At 56.6% G+C, this 17,663-nt stretch carries 16 protein-coding genes; 3 read left to right on the top strand and 13 right to left on the bottom strand.

Annotated features, from left to right (window positions below):
* Positions 1 to 451 precede the first annotated feature (451 nt).
* Positions 452 to 4,339 carry a phosphoribosylformylglycinamidine synthase gene (gene purL / locus DSD31_RS06435; RefSeq protein WP_065907415.1) on the bottom strand — a complete coding sequence of 1,296 codons (3,888 nt, stop codon included), beginning with the start codon at positions 4,337 to 4,339 and terminating at the stop codon, positions 452 to 454.
* Positions 4,340 to 4,559: 220 nt separating this feature from the next.
* On the opposite strand from purL, the gene mltF reads away from it, so the two are divergent.
* Complete coding sequence (mltF, locus tag DSD31_RS06430; RefSeq protein ID WP_071824599.1) at positions 4,560 to 6,128, top strand: membrane-bound lytic murein transglycosylase MltF; 1,569 nt, start codon at positions 4,560 to 4,562, stop codon at positions 6,126 to 6,128.
* On the opposite strand, the gene tadA is transcribed toward mltF, so the two are convergent.
* A complete protein-coding gene (gene tadA, locus DSD31_RS06425; protein ID WP_004866434.1) occupies positions 6,125 to 6,631 on the bottom strand; it encodes a tRNA adenosine(34) deaminase TadA in 507 nt (168 codons plus the stop codon). The two genes, mltF and tadA, sit on opposite strands and share 4 nt — an antisense overlap.
* A 59-nt stretch (positions 6,632 to 6,690) precedes the next feature.
* Complete coding sequence (gene yfhb, locus DSD31_RS06420; RefSeq protein ID WP_230132538.1) at positions 6,691 to 7,263, bottom strand: phosphatidylglycerophosphatase C; 573 nt, start codon at positions 7,261 to 7,263, stop codon at positions 6,691 to 6,693.
* A 281-nt stretch (positions 7,264 to 7,544) separates the two neighbouring features.
* Between yfhb and DSD31_RS06415 the strand changes: the two genes are divergently transcribed.
* Together DSD31_RS06415 and DSD31_RS06410 are read left to right on the top strand one after the other, a co-directional pair.
* Positions 7,545 to 8,393 carry a MurR/RpiR family transcriptional regulator gene (locus tag DSD31_RS06415; protein WP_004866439.1) on the top strand — a complete coding sequence of 283 codons (849 nt, stop codon included), beginning with the start codon at positions 7,545 to 7,547 and terminating at the stop codon, positions 8,391 to 8,393.
* A gap of 56 nt (positions 8,394 to 8,449) precedes the next feature.
* The gene (locus DSD31_RS06410) at positions 8,450 to 8,710 is read left to right on the top strand and encodes a YfhL family 4Fe-4S dicluster ferredoxin (RefSeq protein WP_004866440.1); all 261 of its coding nucleotides are present in this window, start codon (positions 8,450 to 8,452) and stop codon (positions 8,708 to 8,710) included.
* An 18-nt stretch (positions 8,711 to 8,728) separates the two neighbouring features.
* Here DSD31_RS06410 and acpS read toward each other — a convergent pair whose 3' ends face one another.
* The 10 genes from acpS to rseA form a co-directional block, all read right to left on the bottom strand.
* Positions 8,729 to 9,109: a holo-ACP synthase gene (gene acpS, locus DSD31_RS06405; RefSeq protein WP_004866442.1), complete on the bottom strand. Its 381-nt coding sequence runs from the start codon at positions 9,107 to 9,109 to the stop codon at positions 8,729 to 8,731.
* Positions 9,109 to 9,840, bottom strand: coding sequence for a pyridoxine 5'-phosphate synthase (pdxJ, locus tag DSD31_RS06400; protein ID WP_113990907.1), 732 nt, complete (start codon positions 9,838 to 9,840; stop codon positions 9,109 to 9,111). Before pdxJ ends, acpS begins: the two co-directional genes overlap by 1 nt.
* Positions 9,841 to 9,848: 8 nt before the next feature.
* Entirely contained in the window at positions 9,849 to 10,592 is a 744-nt protein-coding gene (gene recO / locus DSD31_RS06395) for a DNA repair protein RecO (RefSeq protein ID WP_032686559.1), read from the bottom strand.
* A gap of 131 nt (positions 10,593 to 10,723) precedes the next feature.
* Positions 10,724 to 11,629, bottom strand: a complete 906-nt coding sequence (gene era / locus DSD31_RS06390) for a GTPase Era (RefSeq protein WP_004866448.1) — start codon at positions 11,627 to 11,629, stop codon at positions 10,724 to 10,726.
* Complete coding sequence (gene rnc / locus DSD31_RS06385; RefSeq protein ID WP_004866451.1) at positions 11,626 to 12,306, bottom strand: ribonuclease III; 681 nt, start codon at positions 12,304 to 12,306, stop codon at positions 11,626 to 11,628. Before rnc ends, era begins: the two co-directional genes overlap by 4 nt.
* A 295-nt stretch (positions 12,307 to 12,601) precedes the next feature.
* Complete coding sequence (gene lepB, locus DSD31_RS06375; protein WP_044351455.1) at positions 12,602 to 13,576, bottom strand: signal peptidase I; 975 nt, start codon at positions 13,574 to 13,576, stop codon at positions 12,602 to 12,604.
* Positions 13,577 to 13,592: 16 nt separating this feature from the next.
* Positions 13,593 to 15,392: a translation elongation factor 4 gene (gene lepA / locus DSD31_RS06370; RefSeq protein WP_004866454.1), complete on the bottom strand. Its 1,800-nt coding sequence runs from the start codon at positions 15,390 to 15,392 to the stop codon at positions 13,593 to 13,595.
* Between the two features lie 187 nt (positions 15,393 to 15,579).
* Positions 15,580 to 16,059, bottom strand: a complete 480-nt coding sequence (rseC, locus tag DSD31_RS06365) for a SoxR-reducing system protein RseC (RefSeq protein WP_004866456.1) — start codon at positions 16,057 to 16,059, stop codon at positions 15,580 to 15,582.
* Complete coding sequence (gene rseB / locus DSD31_RS06360) at positions 16,056 to 17,012, bottom strand: sigma-E factor regulatory protein RseB (RefSeq protein ID WP_004866458.1); 957 nt, start codon at positions 17,010 to 17,012, stop codon at positions 16,056 to 16,058. Before rseB ends, rseC begins: the two co-directional genes overlap by 4 nt.
* Positions 17,012 to 17,662, bottom strand: a complete 651-nt coding sequence (gene rseA / locus DSD31_RS06355) for an anti-sigma-E factor RseA (RefSeq protein ID WP_004866460.1) — start codon at positions 17,660 to 17,662, stop codon at positions 17,012 to 17,014. Before rseA ends, rseB begins: the two co-directional genes overlap by 1 nt.
* Position 17,663 lies beyond the last annotated feature (1 nt).

Below are 17,663 nucleotides of genomic sequence, written 5' to 3'. Positions count from 1 at the left end.
AGCTGTTATCAGAAGTTGGACGGCAGGCACCTTGTTGTGCGTCATTCGAAGTTTATGTAGCGCGTCCCGAAGGGGCTGACATAAGAAGGTGAATGAGCCACTGCGTATTATTATGCATTAACTATGCCACATAGCAAAACAAATTGTTAACACAATGAAATATAATGAATTTATAACATTTAACCCGCACTTCGGTTGCGGTGACTTTTTAACCAGAGTGTCGCCGTTTAGCAACACATCGTGAGGCGTTTTTACATCTCTATATAAATCAATAAGTTAAATGTCTCTAATTGGCGACACCCCTCACCGGCGTTTGTCGGCAATTCCCGACACCGGCAGGCGACCGCCGTCACAAACGAAAAGCCCCCGCTCAACGTCGGGGGCCTGATACATTACGCTTCAGCCGGGAAGGCTTTGCGAACACGGCGGATCCTGTACAGCTCGCCGGATATTAGCCCAGCTGTTTACGTGCGTTGCGGAAGATGCGCATCCACGGACTATCCTCGCCCCAGTTTTCCGGGTGCCAGGAGTTAGCCACCGTGCGGAATACGCGCTCAGGATGCGGCATCATGATCGTCGCACGACCGCTTTCGCTGGTCACGGCGGTGATCCCGTTCGGTGAGCCGTTCGGGTTAGCCGGATAGCTCTCCGTCACCTTACCGAAGTTATCGACAAAGCGCAGCGCCACCAGACCTTTGCTCTCCAGCTGGGCCAGATGCGCGCTGTCACGCACTTCCACCTGCCCTTCCCCGTGAGAAACGGCAATCGGCATCATCGAACCGGCCATGCCCTGCAGCAGCAGAGACGGGCTTTGCGTGACTTCGACCAGGCTGAAGCGCGCTTCAAAACGGTCGGAATAGTTACGCACAAAGCGCGGCCACAGGTCGCTTCCCGGGATCAGCTCACGCAGGTTGGACATCATCTGACAACCGTTACACACGCCCAGCGCCAGAGTCTGCGGACGGTGGAAGAAGGTGGCAAACTCATCGCGCACCCGCTCGTTAAACAGAATGGATTTCGCCCAGCCTTCGCCCGCCCCCAGCACGTCGCCATAGGAGAAGCCGCCGCAGGCAACCAGCGCCTGGAAATCAGCCAGCCCGGTACGGCCCGCCAGCAGGTCGCTCATGTGCACGTCGATCGCATCAAAGCCCGCGCGGTGGAAGGCTGCCGCCATCTCCACGTGGGAGTTAACGCCTTGCTCACGCAGTACCGCTACCTTCGGACGTGCGCCGGTGGCGATGTACGGTGCGGCAATGTCTTCGTTGATATCGAAGGTGAGCTTCACGTTAAGGCCCGGATCGTCCTCGCGACGTTTCGCTTCGTGCTCGCTATCGGCGCACTCCGGGTTGTCGCGCAGGCGCTGCATCTGCCAGGTGGTTTCTGCCCACCAGATACGCAGCGTGGTGCGGCTTTCGCTGAACACCGGATGCCCTTCAGCGGTGATGACAAAGCGGTCACCTTCCGTCGCCTGGCCCAGGTAGTGGACGCAGTCTGCCAGGCCATGAGAAGCCAGCAGCGCTTCAACCGCTTCGCGATCCGCGGCACGGACCTGGATAACCGCCCCCAGCTCTTCGTTAAACAGCGCCGCCAGACGATCGTCACCTAGCGCGGCAATATCTGCCGTCAGGCCGCAGTGGCCGGAAAAGGCCATCTCAGCCAGGGTTACCAGCAGGCCGCCATCAGAGCGGTCGTGGTAAGCCAGCAGCTTACGATCGGCCACCAGCGCCTGCATCGCATCCCAGAAGCCTTTCAGCTGCGCGACATCGCGTACGTCGGCCGGAACATCGCCCAGCTGACGGTAAACCTGCGCCAGCGCGGTGGCGCCGAGCGCGTTACGGCCTTTGCCTAAATCAATCAGCAGCAGGGCGTTATCTTCCGTGGAGAGCTGCGGCGTCACGGTATGGCGCACATCTTCCACGCGGGCAAAGGCGGAAATCACCAGCGATAGCGGCGAAGTCATCTCGCGCTGCTCGCTGCCTTCCTGCCAGCGGGTTTTCATCGACATCGAATCTTTACCCACCGGAATGGTCAGTCCCAGAGCCGGACACAGCTCTTCGCCAACCGCTTTTACCGCTTCATACAGACCGGCATCTTCACCCGGATGACCCGCTGCGGCCATCCAGTTTGCGGAAAGTTTCACGCGATTTAACGCGCCAATTTGCGTTGCCGCGACGTTGGTCAGCGCTTCACCGACGGCCAGGCGAGCAGAGGCGGCAAAGTCCAGCAGCGCAACCGGCGCACGTTCGCCAATCGCCATCGCTTCGCCGTAGTAGCTATCGAGGCTGGCGGTGGTTACCGCGCAGTTTGCTACCGGAATCTGCCAGGGGCCGACCATCTGATCGCGCGCCACCATCCCGGTTACGGTGCGGTCGCCGATGGTGACAAGGAACGTTTTCTCTGCAACCGCCGGCAGGTGCAGCACGCGATTCACCGCATCGGCGAGAGTGATATCCCGACGATCCAGCGCGTCGCCTTTCACTTTCAGGGTCTGCACATCGCGGGTCATTTTCGGCGTTTTGCCCAGCAGCACATCCAGCGGCAGGTCGATCGGCTGGTCGTTGAAGTGAGCATCGCTCATATTGAGATGCAGTTCTTCGGTGGCTTCACCGATCACCGCATACGGTGCGCGCTCACGGCGGCACAGCTCGTCAAACAGCGGCAGCTGTTCCGGCGCGACCGCCAGCACATAGCGTTCCTGGGATTCGTTACACCAGATTTCCAGCGGGCTCATCCCCGGCTCATCGCTCAGGATATCGCGCAGCTGGAATTTACCGCCGCGACCGCCGTCGCTGACCAGTTCCGGCATGGCATTAGACAAACCGCCCGCGCCGACGTCGTGGATAAACAGAATCGGGTTTGCATCGCCCAGCTGCCAGCAGCGGTCGATCACTTCCTGGCAGCGGCGTTCCATTTCCGGGTTATCGCGCTGCACCGAGGCAAAATCAAGATCCGCGTCGGACTGACCGGATGCCATCGAAGAGGCTGCCCCGCCGCCCAAGCCGATATTCATCGCCGGGCCGCCAAGGACAATCAGTTTCGCCCCAACGGTAATTTCGCCTTTCTGCACGTGCTCGCCGCGAATGTTACCAATACCGCCCGCCAGCATGATCGGTTTGTGGTACCCGCGCAGCTCTTCGCCGTTGTGGCTGGTCACTTTTTCTTCATAGGTACGGAAATAGCCGTTCAACGCCGGGCGACCGAATTCGTTGTTAAACGCGGCGCCGCCCAGCGGGCCGTCGGTCATGATATCCAGCGCGGTCACAATACGATCCGGCTTGCCGAAATCTTCTTCCCACGGCTGTTCAAAGCCGGGAATCCGCAGGTTAGAGACTGAGAAACCGACCAGACCGGCTTTCGGTTTTGCTCCGCGACCGGTTGCCCCTTCATCGCGGATTTCACCGCCGGATCCGGTCGCCGCACCCGGCCACGGAGAGATGGCCGTCGGGTGGTTGTGCGTTTCCACTTTCATCAGGATATGGGCGTCTTCCTGATGGTAGTCATAGCGGCCTTTTTCGCGATCGGCGAAGAAGCGCCCTACCTGAGAACCTTCCATGACCGCGGCGTTGTCTTTATAGGCGGAGAGAACGTAGTCCGGGGTCTTCTCAAAGGTATTTTTGATCATCTTAAACAGCGACTTCGGCTGCTGTTCGCCGTCGATGACCCAGTCGGCGTTAAAAATCTTGTGGCGGCAGTGCTCGGAGTTCGCCTGGGCAAACATATACAGTTCGATGTCGTTCGGGTTGCGGCCAAGCCTGGTAAACGCATCCTGCAGATAATCGATTTCGTCTTCCGCCAGCGCCAGCCCCAGACGGAGGTTGGCGTCAATCAGCGCCTGACGTCCCTGACCCAACAGATCGACGCTGGTCACCGGCGTCGGTTGATGCTGAGCGAACAGCTTTTCGCCCTCTTCCAGCGCGTCAAAGACGCTTTCCATCATCCGGTCGTGGAGTTCACTCGCGACAGCGGCCCATTGTTCTTCGCTCAGCGTAGTGGCTTCCACATAGTACGCCACGCCGCGTTCAAGACGCACAACCTGCGACAGGCCGCAGTTATGGGCAATATCGGTAGCTTTAGAAGACCAGGGGGAGATGGTGCCAGGGCGGGGGGTGACGAGCAGTAATTTACCGGTTGGGGTATGGCTGTTTAAGTTTGGGCCATACTTGAGCAGTCGTGCCAGCCTCTCACGCTCATCACCGCTTAACGGCGCGTTCAGTTCGGCAAAATGAACATACTCTGCATATATTGTGCTAACCGGCAGGTTGGCCGCCTGGAAACGTGCCAGCAGTTTATTAACACGAAATGCCGACAGTGCAGGTGAACCACGCAAAATTTCCATCATAAGTCTCTCGTCTTCGCAGCTTTCAATATGAGCCAGGGGGGAAACGGGCGCCATTATAGTGAATCCTGAGCCTCGACGAAACCGTTTGCGTGGAAATAAAATCATTCCCCTGGTTTATCAATTAATGTGACCTTCCTCGCGAATAAGTTGCCAACTGACGCATTCTTAAGCAAAATGCCGCTCATTCGAGGACTCTCTTTTAACTTTATTCGCTAATAGCCTGCTGAGGAACACAGAGCTGCAGAAGATTAACTCTCTGAAAAAATTAAAGATTAATTATCTGCTCATCGGCATTGTGACCTTATTGCTGGCGGCCGCCCTGTGGCCGTCGATCCCGTGGTCAGGAAAGCCGGAGAACCGTGTCGCCGGAATTATGGCGCGCGGCGAGCTGCGCATCAGCACCATCAATTCGCCGCTCACCTTCGCGACCATCAATAACAAAACCTACGGACTGGATTACGAGCTGGCGGAACAGTTTGCCGATTACCTCGGCGTCAAGCTGAAAGTGACCGTCCGCCAGAATATCAGTCAGCTGTTTGATGACCTCGATAACGGTAATGCCGATATGTTAGCTGCCGGACTGGTCTACAACTCAGAACGGGTCAAAAACTATCAGGCCGGGCCGGGCTACTATTCGGTGTCGCAACAGCTGGTCTACCGGGTGGGCAACACGCGCCCACGCAGCCTCGCCAACCTCACGGCGGAGCAGCTGGTGATTGCCCCGGGCCACGTCGCCATTAACGACCTGCAGACACTAAAAGGAAATAAATACCCGGATCTCGGCTGGCGCGTGGATGAAAAGCGCGGGACGACAGCGCTGATGCAGGCGGTTATCGATGGCGAAGTGGATTACACCATTGCGGATTCGGTGGCCATTAGTCTGTTCCAGCGAGTCCATCCGGAACTGGCGGTCGCTCTGGATATCAGCGATGAGCAGCCGGTGACCTGGTTTAGCGCCAGGAGCGAGGACAACTCGCTTTCGGCGGCGATGCTGGATTTCTTCAACAATATGAATGAAGACGGCACCCTGGCGCGGCTGGAAGAAAAATACCTTGGACACGGCAACGATTTCGATTATGTCGACACCCGGACGTTCCTGCGCGCCGTCGATAATATTCTGCCGGACCTACAGCCGATGTTTGAGAAATACGCGCGCCAGATCGACTGGCGCCTGCTGGCGGCCATTTCATGGCAGGAGTCGCACTGGGATCCGCAGGCTACTTCGCCCACCGGGGTGCGCGGCATGATGATGCTGACCCGCAATACCGCGCAGAGCCTGGGATTAACCGATCGTACCGATGCGGAGCAGAGCCTCAGCGGCGGTATGCGCTACTTGCAGGATATGATGAATAAAATCCCGGACTCGGTCCCCAAAGATGAACGAATCTGGTTTGCGCTGGCGGCTTACAATATGGGATACGCCCATATTCTGGACGCTATCTCACTGACCAAAAAACAGAAAGGCAATCCCGACAGCTGGGCGGACGTCAAGCAGCGCCTGCCGCTGCTCAGTCAGAAACCTTATTACAGCCGGCTGAAATATGGCTACGCGCGCGGTCACGAGGCATACGCCTACGTCGAGAACATCCGCAAATACCACATCAGCCTGGTGGGCTACCTGTCGGAGAAAGAGAGAAAGGATGAACAGCGGCTGGCGCTGGCCGGGGACTATCCGGCGGTGATGCCGGATGAACTGGATAAAGAACAGCGGGCGCTCCCCTTTTTCCAGTTTCGCGCGGAATCGTTAGTCGACAACGCCAGGCTGAAGATTCCCGGATTGGGACACTAAGCGTCTTCGACCCGACGCGCCTTTTTTAAGGCTTTTTTCTCTTCCCGCCGCCAGCGGAAAAAGTCGCTGAGCATACCTGAGCACGACTCTGCCAGAATCCCCTCGCTGATCTCCACCCGATGATTCATACCCGGATGGTGCAGAACATCAATTAGCGAGCCGGCCGCGCCGGTTTTTGCATCCCGGGCACCAAATACCAGCCGTGAAATCCGGCTATGCACCATCGCACCCGCGCACATCACACAGGGTTCAAGCGTGACATACAGCGTCGCGTCAATCAGGCGATAGTTTTGCAGGACCAGTCCCCCCTGACGCAGCGCCATAATTTCGGCATGCGCCGTAGGATCGTGACGCCCGATAGGCCGGTTCCACCCTTCGCCGATAACCTGATTGTTGTACACCAGCACGGCGCCGACCGGCACTTCGCCCTCTTCCCAGGCGCGTTTAGCCAGCGTCAGGGCGTGACGCATCCAGTATTCATCGTTCAGTTCATGGTCAGACAAAACGGGCACTCCTGCGGAAAAAGCGGGCCGCATTATACATGGCCGACAGACATTGCACACTATTCTAACTGGTGGAGATCGCCCTGCGGGGTGACCCGCCAGCGGTGCTGGCAAAAATGAAGCAGCGGATTATCCTGTTCGCTATCGCTATAGCCGCTGTACAGCTGCAGCGGCGCACCGATCTTCTGCTCCAGTTGCACCACCTTTTCATGGCCCAGACAGCGTAGCGACAGCCCCCAGCCTCCGCAGCGACGTTCCATCCGACTGGCGATGATGTTCACCCTGGGCAGCCAGGCAGTATCCCCGTAGACCTGTTCCACCAGCGATTGCGGCGATCCGGTAATCAGCCAGACGTCAGCATCGTGCCGGGTCAGGTAGTCCGACAGCCGGGCCTGCACCACCGGAAAAGCCGTCACGCGCTGGCGAAACCAGCGGACAAAGTCGGCCTCAAGCCGCTTTAGCGCGCGCTCACTGCGTCCGAACGTCGATGCCCACAGCAGCAGGCTCATCGGCCAGCGCGCCGCCCGGCCATTTACCGCCAGTCCTGCCAGGATCACCGGCAACAGCGGTACAACCAGCAGCAGGTTCAGGGGCTGGTGACGCAAGACGTACCGTAAGAAGCTGCCGAACATATCCTGTTGATGCAACGTTCCATCGAGATCAAAAAAAACCACTCGCTGCGTGCTGCTCTTCAAACCTGACCTCTTTTTATCGAATTTTGTCTCTGATACCGCTAGCTTAACAGTCTTGTGCCATAAACAGAGAAAACATCCGCTGACGTTAAGCCTGCGTTGAGGCAGTTCCTCCGCCGTGAATAAATCTCAGCGGTAGAATTTTTAATTCGCCGCAATCCTCTTATAATCGAATACAAAATTCTTTCAGCAGAGGGCGAAAGTTGTCCTGAGGAAAACCGATGAACTGTTTAATCCGCATCCGCCAGCGCTACCCGTCGCTGGCAGCAAGCGATAAGAAGCTGGCAGACTTTATTCTGGCTCAGCCGGACCAGACCCGCCACCTCAGTTCGCAACAGCTGGCAGGTGAGGCAGGCGTCAGCCAGTCCAGCGTCGTGAAATTCGCGCAGAAGATGGGGTTTAAGGGTTTCCCGGCGCTAAAGCTGGCGCTCAGCGAAGCGCTGGCCAGTGCACCCGATCCTCAGTCGGTGCCGGTCCATAATCAGATCCGCGGCGACGATCCGCTGCGTCTGGTCGGCGAGAAACTGATTAAGGATAACGTGGCCGCCATGCACGCCTCGCTGGATGTGAACAGCGAAGAGAAGCTGCTGGAAGCCGTGGCGCTGCTGCGGAATGCGCGCCGGGTGATTATTACCGGTATTGGCGCATCCGGCCTGGTGGCGCGCAATTTTAGCTGGAAGCTAATGAAGATCGGCATTAACGCGGTTTCCGAACAGGATATGCATGCCCTGCTCGCCACCGTACAGGCCATGTCGTCAGACGACCTGCTGTTAGCTATCTCCTACTCTGGCGAACGTCGTGAAATCAATATGGCCGCCGGAGAAGCGCTGCGCGTGGGCTGTCGGATCCTGGCGATCACTGGCTTCACCCCCAACGCCCTGCAACAGCAGGCCACGCAGTGCCTGTATACTATCGCCGAAGAGCAGGCGACCCGCAGCGCGGCGATCTCCTCCACCAGCGCGCAGATGATGCTCACCGATCTGCTGTTTATGGCGCTGGTTCAACAGGATCTTGAACATGCGCCGGACCGTATCCGGCACAGCGAAGCGCTGGTGAAAAAACTGGTGTGAACAGAAAATGGGCGTATAATGCCCGCCCTGTTTGTGTTGTTTCTGAGAATTTCCCGATGGCGCTGTTAATCACCAAAAAATGCATCAACTGCGATATGTGCGAACCGGAATGCCCTAACGAGGCCATTTCGATGGGTGACAGCATTTATGAAATTAACAGCGACCGCTGCACGGAATGCGTGGGCCACTATGAAACGCCCACCTGCCAGAAAGTGTGCCCGATCCCGAATACGATTCTGAAAGACCCGGCACACGTTGAAAATGAAGAGCAGCTGTGGGACAAGTTCGTGCTAATGCATCACGCGGACAAAATCTGATACCGCGGACAGCGGGCGCTAACTCTCCACGATAACCGTTGCACAAGCGTAATGGCGCTCATCGGCCAGCGTCACGTGAATGCTTCTGACGCCCAGACGCTCCGCCAGATTCTTCGCTTCGCCCCACAGCCGTAGCTTAGGCTTGCCCAGTTCGTCGTTGTAAACCTCAAACTGATTAAAAGCCAGACCGTTACGGATACCGGTCCCCAGGGCTTTCGCCGCCGCCTCTTTCACCGCAAAACGCTTTGCCAGAAAACGAACCGGCTGCTGGTGCTGTGCCCATATCGCCCACTCGTTGTCGCTGAGCACGCGCCGGGCGAGACGATCGCCGCTGCGGGCGATCACCGCTTCAATACGGGCAATTTCAACAATATCGGTACCCAGCCCCAGAATAGCCATTACGCGCGAGCTTCCTGCATCAGGCGTTTCATCTCGGCAACCGCTTCTTTCAGGCCGCTCATCACCGCACGACCGATGATCGCATGACCAATGTTCAGCTCATGCATCTCCGGAATACGGGCGATCGCCTGCACGTTATGGTAGGTCAGGCCGTGACCGGCATTAACCTTGAGGCCCAGGCTCGCGGCATAGGCGGCCGCCGTGGCGATACGCTCAAGCTCTACGGCCTGCCGGGCGTCGGTTTCGGCATCCGCATAGCAACCGGTATGGATTTCGATATACGGCGCGCCGACGTCCGCCGCAGCCTTAATTTGCTCAACATCGGCATCGATGAACAGCGAGACCAGAATACCGGCATCGGCAAGGCGCGTGCAGGCATCGCGCATTTTGTCGCGCTGACCCGCCACATCCAGACCGCCTTCCGTCGTCACTTCCTGACGTTTTTCCGGAACCAGACAGCAGAAGTGCGGTTTGGTCTCACAGGCGATGGTCAGCATCTCTTCGGTGACCGCCATCTCCAGGTTCATTCGGGTATCCAGCGTCTGGCGCAGGATACGCACATCGCGGTCGGTAATGTGACGGCGGTCTTCGCGCAGGTGCACGGTAATCCCGTCGGCGCCAGCCTGCTCGGCGATAAAGGCCGCCTGCACCGGATCCGGATAGGCCGTGCCGCGAGCGTTACGCAGTGTCGCAATATGGTCAATATTGACCCCTAACAGTAATTCAGCCATGACAATCCTCATTGATCGTTATTCGTTTTATCTGCTGCTCGCGCCGCGCGGGCGGGCATAAACTGGCGAAACAGCTCCCGGCTCTTTAGCGGTTTACCGCCAAGATACGGTTTCAGGGCGATACGGGTAAAGCGCTTTGCGGCACGTAGCGCGTCGCTATCCGGGAACTCACGGTTAGCCAGCGCCTTCAAATGGTGCCCGGTAAAGGTGTTGTTATCAATAACCACGCTGGCAATAAAACCTTTTTCTTCACGGTAGCGATAGGTCATGGTGTCATCCACCGCTTCGCCGCTGCCGGCACAGTGGAGAAAGTCAACGCCATAGCCCAGGTGTCCCAGCAGCGCCAGTTCAAAGCGGCGCAACGCCGGCTCTGGTGTACCGCTTGCGCCAGCCAACGCCTGCAGACAGTGCAGATAATCGAAAAAGAGTTCGGAGAAGCGCGTTTCATGTTCGAGCACGCGGGAAAGCAGCTCATTGACATACAGACCGCTGTAAAGCGTGATGCCGCTGAGCGGAAGCGCCAATGAAACGGCTTCGGCGCTGCGAAGCGTTTTCACTTCGCCACGCCCGCCAAAGCGCAGGAGTAAGGGGGTAAAAGGCTGGAGGGCGCCTTTGAGGTTGGAGCGTCTGGAACGTGCGCCTTTTGCTACCAGGCGCACGCGACCCGACTCTTCCGTGAAGACGTCCAGCATCAGGCTGGTTTCGCTCCAGGGACGACTATGCAGAACGAAAGCGCGCTGCCAGCCTTCCATCATACTCGTCGTCTTTCAGGTTGCAGGTGCGTTGGCCGCACCCTTTCAGCCGAATCACTGACTAAAGTAAGCTCCCGGGGACTCACGGTCTTGCCGCCTGCCTGCACCACGAAAGCCATGGTGTATCAAACTCAGAGATCGTCAACGTAGCCGAGGCTGCGCAGCGCGCGCTCGTCGTCGGCCCAGCCGGATTTGACCTTCACCCACAGTTCGAGGTGAACCGGCGCTTCGAACATATCCTGCATGTCTTTACGCGCTTCAATACCGATGGTTTTGATTTTGGCGCCTTTGTTGCCAATGACCATCTTCTTCTGACCTTCACGCTCAACCAGAATCAGGCCGTTAATATCATAACCGCCGCGTTCGTTGGTCTGGAAACGCTCGATCTCAACCGTCACCGAATACGGCAGCTCGGCACCAAGAAAACGCATCAGCTTTTCACGGATGATTTCAGAGGCCATAAAACGCTGTGAGCGGTCGGTAATATAATCTTCCGGGAAGTGATGAATCGCTTCCGGCAGATGTTTGCGTACGATCCCGGCGATGGTATCGACATTCATCCCTGTTTCCGCAGAAATTGGCACGATATCGAGGAAGTTCATCTGGCTCGCCAGGAACTGCAGGTGCGGCAGCAGATCGGCCTTCTCCTGCACGTTATCTACTTTATTGACCGCCAGAATCACCGGCGCTCTGGCATCACGTAATTTGCCCAGCACCATTTCGTCATCGGCCGTCCAGCGCGTGCCTTCGACAACGAAAATCACCAGTTCAACGTCGCCAATGGAACTGCTCGCCGCTTTGTTCATCAGGCGGTTGATCGCCCGTTTCTCTTCCATATGCAGGCCCGGGGTATCAACATAAATTGCCTGATACGGTCCTTCGGTATGGATGCCGACAATGCGGTGACGGGTGGTCTGCGCTTTACGGGAAGTGATCGAAATCTTCTGCCCAAGCAGTTTGTTCAACAGCGTGGATTTACCCACGTTCGGGCGGCCAACGATGGCGACAAACCCACAATAACTTTTATCGATGCTCATTCCAGCTCCAGCTTTTTCAGCGCCTGTTCGGCGGCAGCCTGCTCCGCCTTGCGACGGCTGGAACCTGTGCCTACCACCGGTTCACTCAGGCCACTGACCTGGCAGTGGATAGTAAATTCCTGATCGTGTGCTTCACCGCGCACCTGCACTACCAGATAGGAAGGCAGCGGCAGGTGGCGACCTTGCAGGTACTCCTGCAAACGGGTCTTTGGATCTTTTTGCTTATCGCCAGGACTGATTTCGTCCAGACGAGTTTGGTACCAGGTGAGAATCAGGCGCTCAACGTTCTGGATATCGCTGTCGAGGAATACCCCGCCAATCAACGCTTCAACGGTATCTGCCAGAATAGACTCGCGACGGAAGCCGCCGCTTTTCAACTCACCCGGGCCAAGGCGCAGACACTCACCCAGTTCAAACTCGCGGGCGATCTCCGCCAGCGTGTTGCCTCGTACCAGCGTTGCGCGCATGCGGCTCATATCGCCTTCGTCCACCCGAGGGAAACGATGATAGAGCGCATTCGCGATCACAAAACTCAAAATTGAGTCACCTAAAAATTCCAGGCGCTCATTGTGTTTGCTGCTGGCACTGCGGTGAGTTAATGCCTGTTGCAACAGCTCCTGATGATGAAAAGTGTAGCCCAGCTTCCGTTGAAGCCGATTAATTACGATGGGGTTCATGCGTTACCAATAAATGAATGCGTCAAAAATGCAGCACACGAAACCGACCTGGGCAGCCCTGTCCCCATTCAGATTGCCTGTGCGCTTGCCTGCCGCCTTTCTGCAACCCAAATTATTCAGAGTAAAATCAACCAACGCGGTTTCGTGTGCAGTGTCACTCTTACGAGAGACAACCAAAACTTCGGGGGGATATTCTATACGCAACGACAAGGGATGTCGTTAGTTTGAATAGATTTAAATATTAAATAATTCACGCTGCCAATATTGCAGCGGCAGCGTGAATAAGGCAGGGAAATTAATGAATGCTACCGATACGCGATAAACGCACGCCGGTCGGCCATTCACCTTCCTGTTTTTCGAAGCTCATCCAGATCGCCGTGGCTTTACCCACCAGATTGGCCTCTGGCACAAAGCCCCAGTAACGGCTGTCAGCGCTGTTATCGCGGTTGTCACCCATCATGAAGTAATGACCCGGCGGCACAATCCAGGTGGCCAACGGCAGGCCGGACTGGCGGTAGTACATTCCAACCTGATCCTGAGCAATCGGCACGGTCAGAATGCGGTGAGTCACCTCACCCAGCGTCTCTTTGCGCTCGGTCAGACGAATACCGTCAGCCTTGCTTTCGCCTTTCGGCAACTGCCAGAAACCGCTGGTCGCTTCCCCACCGTTCTGACGCGAGAACGTCTGGACGAAATCGCTGGGCTCAACGTTGGAGTAAGTCACCGGCAGTGCATTACCACATGCCTGACCGGAGCTGCAGCCCGGCTGGATAGTGACCTGTTTTGCCACCGGATCGTAGGTGATCTTATCGCCCGGTAAGCCAACAGCCCGCTTAATGTAGTCCAGACGCGGATCTTCCGGGTATTTGAACACCACGATATCGCCACGTTTCGGATGACCTGTTTCGATCAGCGTTTTCTGGTAGATCGGATCTTTGATGCCGTAGGCAAACTTCTCGACCAGAATAAAATCGCCGATCAGCAGCGTTGGCATCATCGAACCTGACGGGATTTGAAACGGCTCATAAATAAATGAGCGCACCACCAGGACGATCGCCAGCACCGGAAATACCGAGGCTCCCGTTTCCAGCCAGCCCGGTTTCGGGCCGACTTTCTTCAACGTTTGCTTGTCGAGGCTATCACCGGTCGCTGCCTGAGCAGCGGCCTGACGTTCACGACGTTTTGGTGCAAAGATGAATTTATCCAGGCACCACAAAAGCCCCGTGATCACGGTTGCAATCACCAGGATCAGGGCAAACATGTTCGCCATGCCAACTCCTTAATGGTTATTTTCCGTCTTTACCGACGTGCAGAATGGCGAGGAACGCTTCCTGCGGCAGCTCAACGTTACCCACTTGCTTCATACGTTTCTTACCGTCTTTCTGCTTCTGCAGCAGCTTTTTCTTACGGCTGACGTCGCCGCCGTAGCATTTCGCCAGTACGTTTTTACGCAGCTGTTTGACGGTCGAACGGGCAATAATGTGGTTGCCGATAGCCGCCTGAATCGCGATATCGAACTGCTGGCGTGGGATCAGCTCTTTCATCTTCTCCACCAGCTCACGACCGCGGTACGGCGCGTTATCGTTGTGGGTGATCAGCGCCAGCGCATCAACACGCTCGCCGTTGATCAGCACGTCCACGCGCACCATGTTGGATGCCTGGAAGCGTTTGAAGTTGTAATCCAGCGACGCGTAGCCACGGGAGGTGGACTTCAGACGGTCAAAGAAATCGAGAACCACTTCCGCCATCGGAATTTCATAGGTCAGCGCAACTTGTTTACCGTGATAAACCATGTTGGTCTGCACGCCACGCTTCTCAATACACAGCGTGATGACGTTGCCGAGGAACTCTTGCGGCAGCAGCATATGACATTCCGCGATCGGCTCACGCAGTTCCTGAATGTTATTCAGCGGCGGCAGCTTGGACGGGCTATCGACATAGATGACCTCTTTCGACGTGGTTTCCACTTCGTAGACAACCGTCGGCGCGGTGGTAATCAGATCCAGGTCGTATTCGCGTTCCAGACGCTCCTGGATGATCTCCATGTGCAGCAGGCCGAGGAAGCCACAGCGGAAGCCGAAGCCCAGCGCCGTTGAACTTTCCGGCTCATAGAACAGAGAGGCATCGTTCAGGCTCAGTTTGCCAAGCGCATCACGGAAGGCTTCATAATCATCGGAGCTCACCGGGAACAGACCGGCGTACACCTGTGGTTTCACTTTCTTAAAGCCTGGCAGAGCCTTATCCGCCGGGTTACGTGACGTCGTCAGGGTATCGCCAACCGGCGCGCCGAGGATATCTTTAATGGCACACACCAGCCAGCCTACCTCGCCGCATTTCAGCTCGGTACGGTCAACCTGTTTTGGCGTGAAGATACCCAGGCGATCGGCGTTATAGACCTGACCGGTGCTCATGACTTTGATTTTGTCGCCTTTGCGCATCGTGCCGTTCTTGATACGCACCAGCGACACAACGCCAAGATAGTTATCAAACCAGGAGTCGATGATCAGCGCCTGCAGCGGGGCATCCGCATCGCCTTCCGGCGGTGGGATATCACGCACCAGACGTTCCAGAACATCGGGAACGCCGACGCCGGTTTTCGCCGAGCAGCGCACCGCATCGGCCGCATCGATACCGACGATGTCTTCGATTTCATCGGCTACGCGCTCCGGATCGGCAGCAGGCAGGTCGATTTTGTTGAGAACCGGCACCACTTCCAGATCCATTTCCATGGCGGTATAGCAGTTGGCCAGCGTCTGAGCTTCCACTCCCTGACCCGCATCGACCACCAGCAGCGCACCTTCACATGCGGCGAGCGAACGTGACACCTCATAAGAGAAGTCGACGTGCCCCGGGGTATCGATGAAGTTCAGCTGGTAGGTTTCGCCGTTGGTCGCCTTGTAATCCAGGGTGACGCTTTGCGCCTTAATGGTGATGCCACGCTCACGTTCAAGATCCATGGAGTCCAGTACCTGGGCTTCCATTTCACGATCGGAAAGGCCACCGCAAATCTGGATGATACGGTCAGACAACGTCGATTTACCGTGGTCGATATGAGCGATGATTGAAAAGTTACGTATATTCTTCATATTTTAGAGTTAATTATGCCTTACGCGTATCATGAGGCCGCTGTTCTGTGCCTGACGTTTTTTAATCCGAAAACGCCGCATTCTACACTACATCCGCGAAACCAGGAAATGCTCTTACCAGCAGCATAACCGTAGCAAATGATGTGTTCTGGCGGGGGTAATAAATCAAAAATAAAGGCCAGTGGATTCACTGGCCTGGTTCTGAAGAGGGAGTCTCTACACGCACCAAATCTGGCGGCAGGCCAACGCTAATAATAACGGGCTGCCACGACTGGCGAGCGGCTAATCCGGGCGAAAGCCCGCGCGCCACCAGAAATCCACCGACGCCGCCGAGTAGCGCACCACACAGCGAAGCGAAATCATTTGCAAACAAGACCTGAAAAACAGACGCCATTGCAAACAGCCCAACCAGCGGCGCCATATAGACTAAAACCGCCGAGCCCAGCAGGCTGCTTTCGGCAATCCCCAGCTCGACTTTTTGCCCGGCGGACAGCGGCTGTTCGCTGGGAACGCTGATCGTGTGGCTGGTTTGCGGCCCCAGCTTGTTCAGCACCCGGCTACCGCAGCCGGCGCGCGAGGCGCAGCTGCTGCACGAGGCTTTAACATCACAGTGTACTTGCGCCATTCCATTATGCCAGGAGACGACCGTGGCCCACTCTTTAATCATTGCACAGCCCTGAATTTGATGCTGTCGGAGATGCGTTTAGCCGTCTGCGGCGGCAGCTCGCCAACCACGGTTATCTCGGCGTTATCACGTACCGTCGTGCTCACGGTACGACGCCCGGTACGCAACAGCTGATCGCTACTGTTTGCCGATGCGCGATTCACGTTAATCGAGAAGCTAAACAGCCCATCAGAGTAAAGGCGGGACTCAACCGGACCATCAAAGGTCGGCAGACGGCGCTGGCTGCTGGAGACTTCGGAAACGCCCTGCGGTAGCCAGGTCGGCGCCCAGTTAAAGTTGGCTTTATCGCCCCCTTCCGGCACCGACAGCTGAGGCGGCAGGCTTGCTTTCGCTAAGGTTTCCATGCTGCTGCTGACCTTGTCGCCAACGTTAAAGGATACGACCCGGAACTGCTCCAGCGTTTCCCCGTCGCGGTCAAGCAAATCGACGCGCATGGGCAGTTTGGTTTCCGCATCCAGCCAGACGATATAGCTATAGCGCGTACCGTCCCGCGCGACGACGCGAATCACTTCGCAAAGCCTGTCGGCAATACGGGTTCGCCCAACGGAGATAAAGTCGTAGTAGGCAGCCAGTCGCTTAAAATCGGTGTAGGCCAGCGAGGGTAACGAATCGACGATATAGTCGCCGTTCAGCGTGAACGGATCGAGCCCCGGCTCAAAATAGCTGATTTCATTGCCGCGCAGTACAACTTCCCGGCGTGGGCCATCGAGTTGTAAAAGCTGGGCAAGAGGTTGATTGTTCAGCCGCGCGTGACGATAACGCAGCGACTCAACGCCCTGTTTGTTGATGCTGACGAAAGACAGCTCATAGTTAAGGGACTGGCTGGCCAGGTTCATTTGCTGCAACAACGCCCCGGACGATGTATCAGCCGAGGCGTTGACAGAGAAGAACAGGCTGCCTGCCATGAGCGACATGGCACACCAAAGTTGCTTCATTACTGCGATTGCGTTCCTAAAGTTTGATAGCCTGGCACCTGAACAGCGGCTTGCTGAGTCTGGGCCTGACCAAACTGAAGCTGTTCTGCGTGCAGGCGACGCTGCAATTCATAGTCCTGCAGCATAGCATTAATACGGCGGCGCTGTTCTTGCACCTGAGCCTGCTGGCCGCTCCCTGCGGAAGCATCAGCCGGAACACCAAGGCTTACCGGGCTGGCTTTACCCATCATCGGCATGGTGTTGAAAACAGGCGCTTCGGGCTGCTGAGCAGATTCGCTATGCCCATTATACTGCTGGACGCCGACGATAACAGCAAGCGAAACGCATGCCGCAACCCCCATCTGAGTCAGAGAACTGGCCCACGGGCGGACTTTCTGCCAGAAAGGCATCTGACGCCACTGATGTGGTGCTGGCTGAGATTCAGGAATAAGCGGCACCGCCTGACGAACGGGCTCGTTCTCAATGGCGGCCATGACGCGGGCTGAGATATCAAAATGGAGCATCTCAGCGGTATCGCCTCGCAGCGAATCGCGGATGAGATGGTAGCTCTCCCAGGTCTTTTGCATTTCAGAAGAACGGCTCAGCTCATTGAGCAGCTCGTTATCCAGCGTTTCACCATCCATTAAGGCCGAAAGTTTTTCTTTCTGCATG

Source organism: Klebsiella sp. X13 (assembly GCF_003323835.1).
GTDB lineage: Bacteria > Pseudomonadota > Gammaproteobacteria > Enterobacterales > Enterobacteriaceae > Klebsiella > Klebsiella ornithinolytica.
The sequence above is the reverse complement of the archived record's forward strand: the minus strand, read 5'-3'. Positions and strand labels throughout refer to the sequence as shown.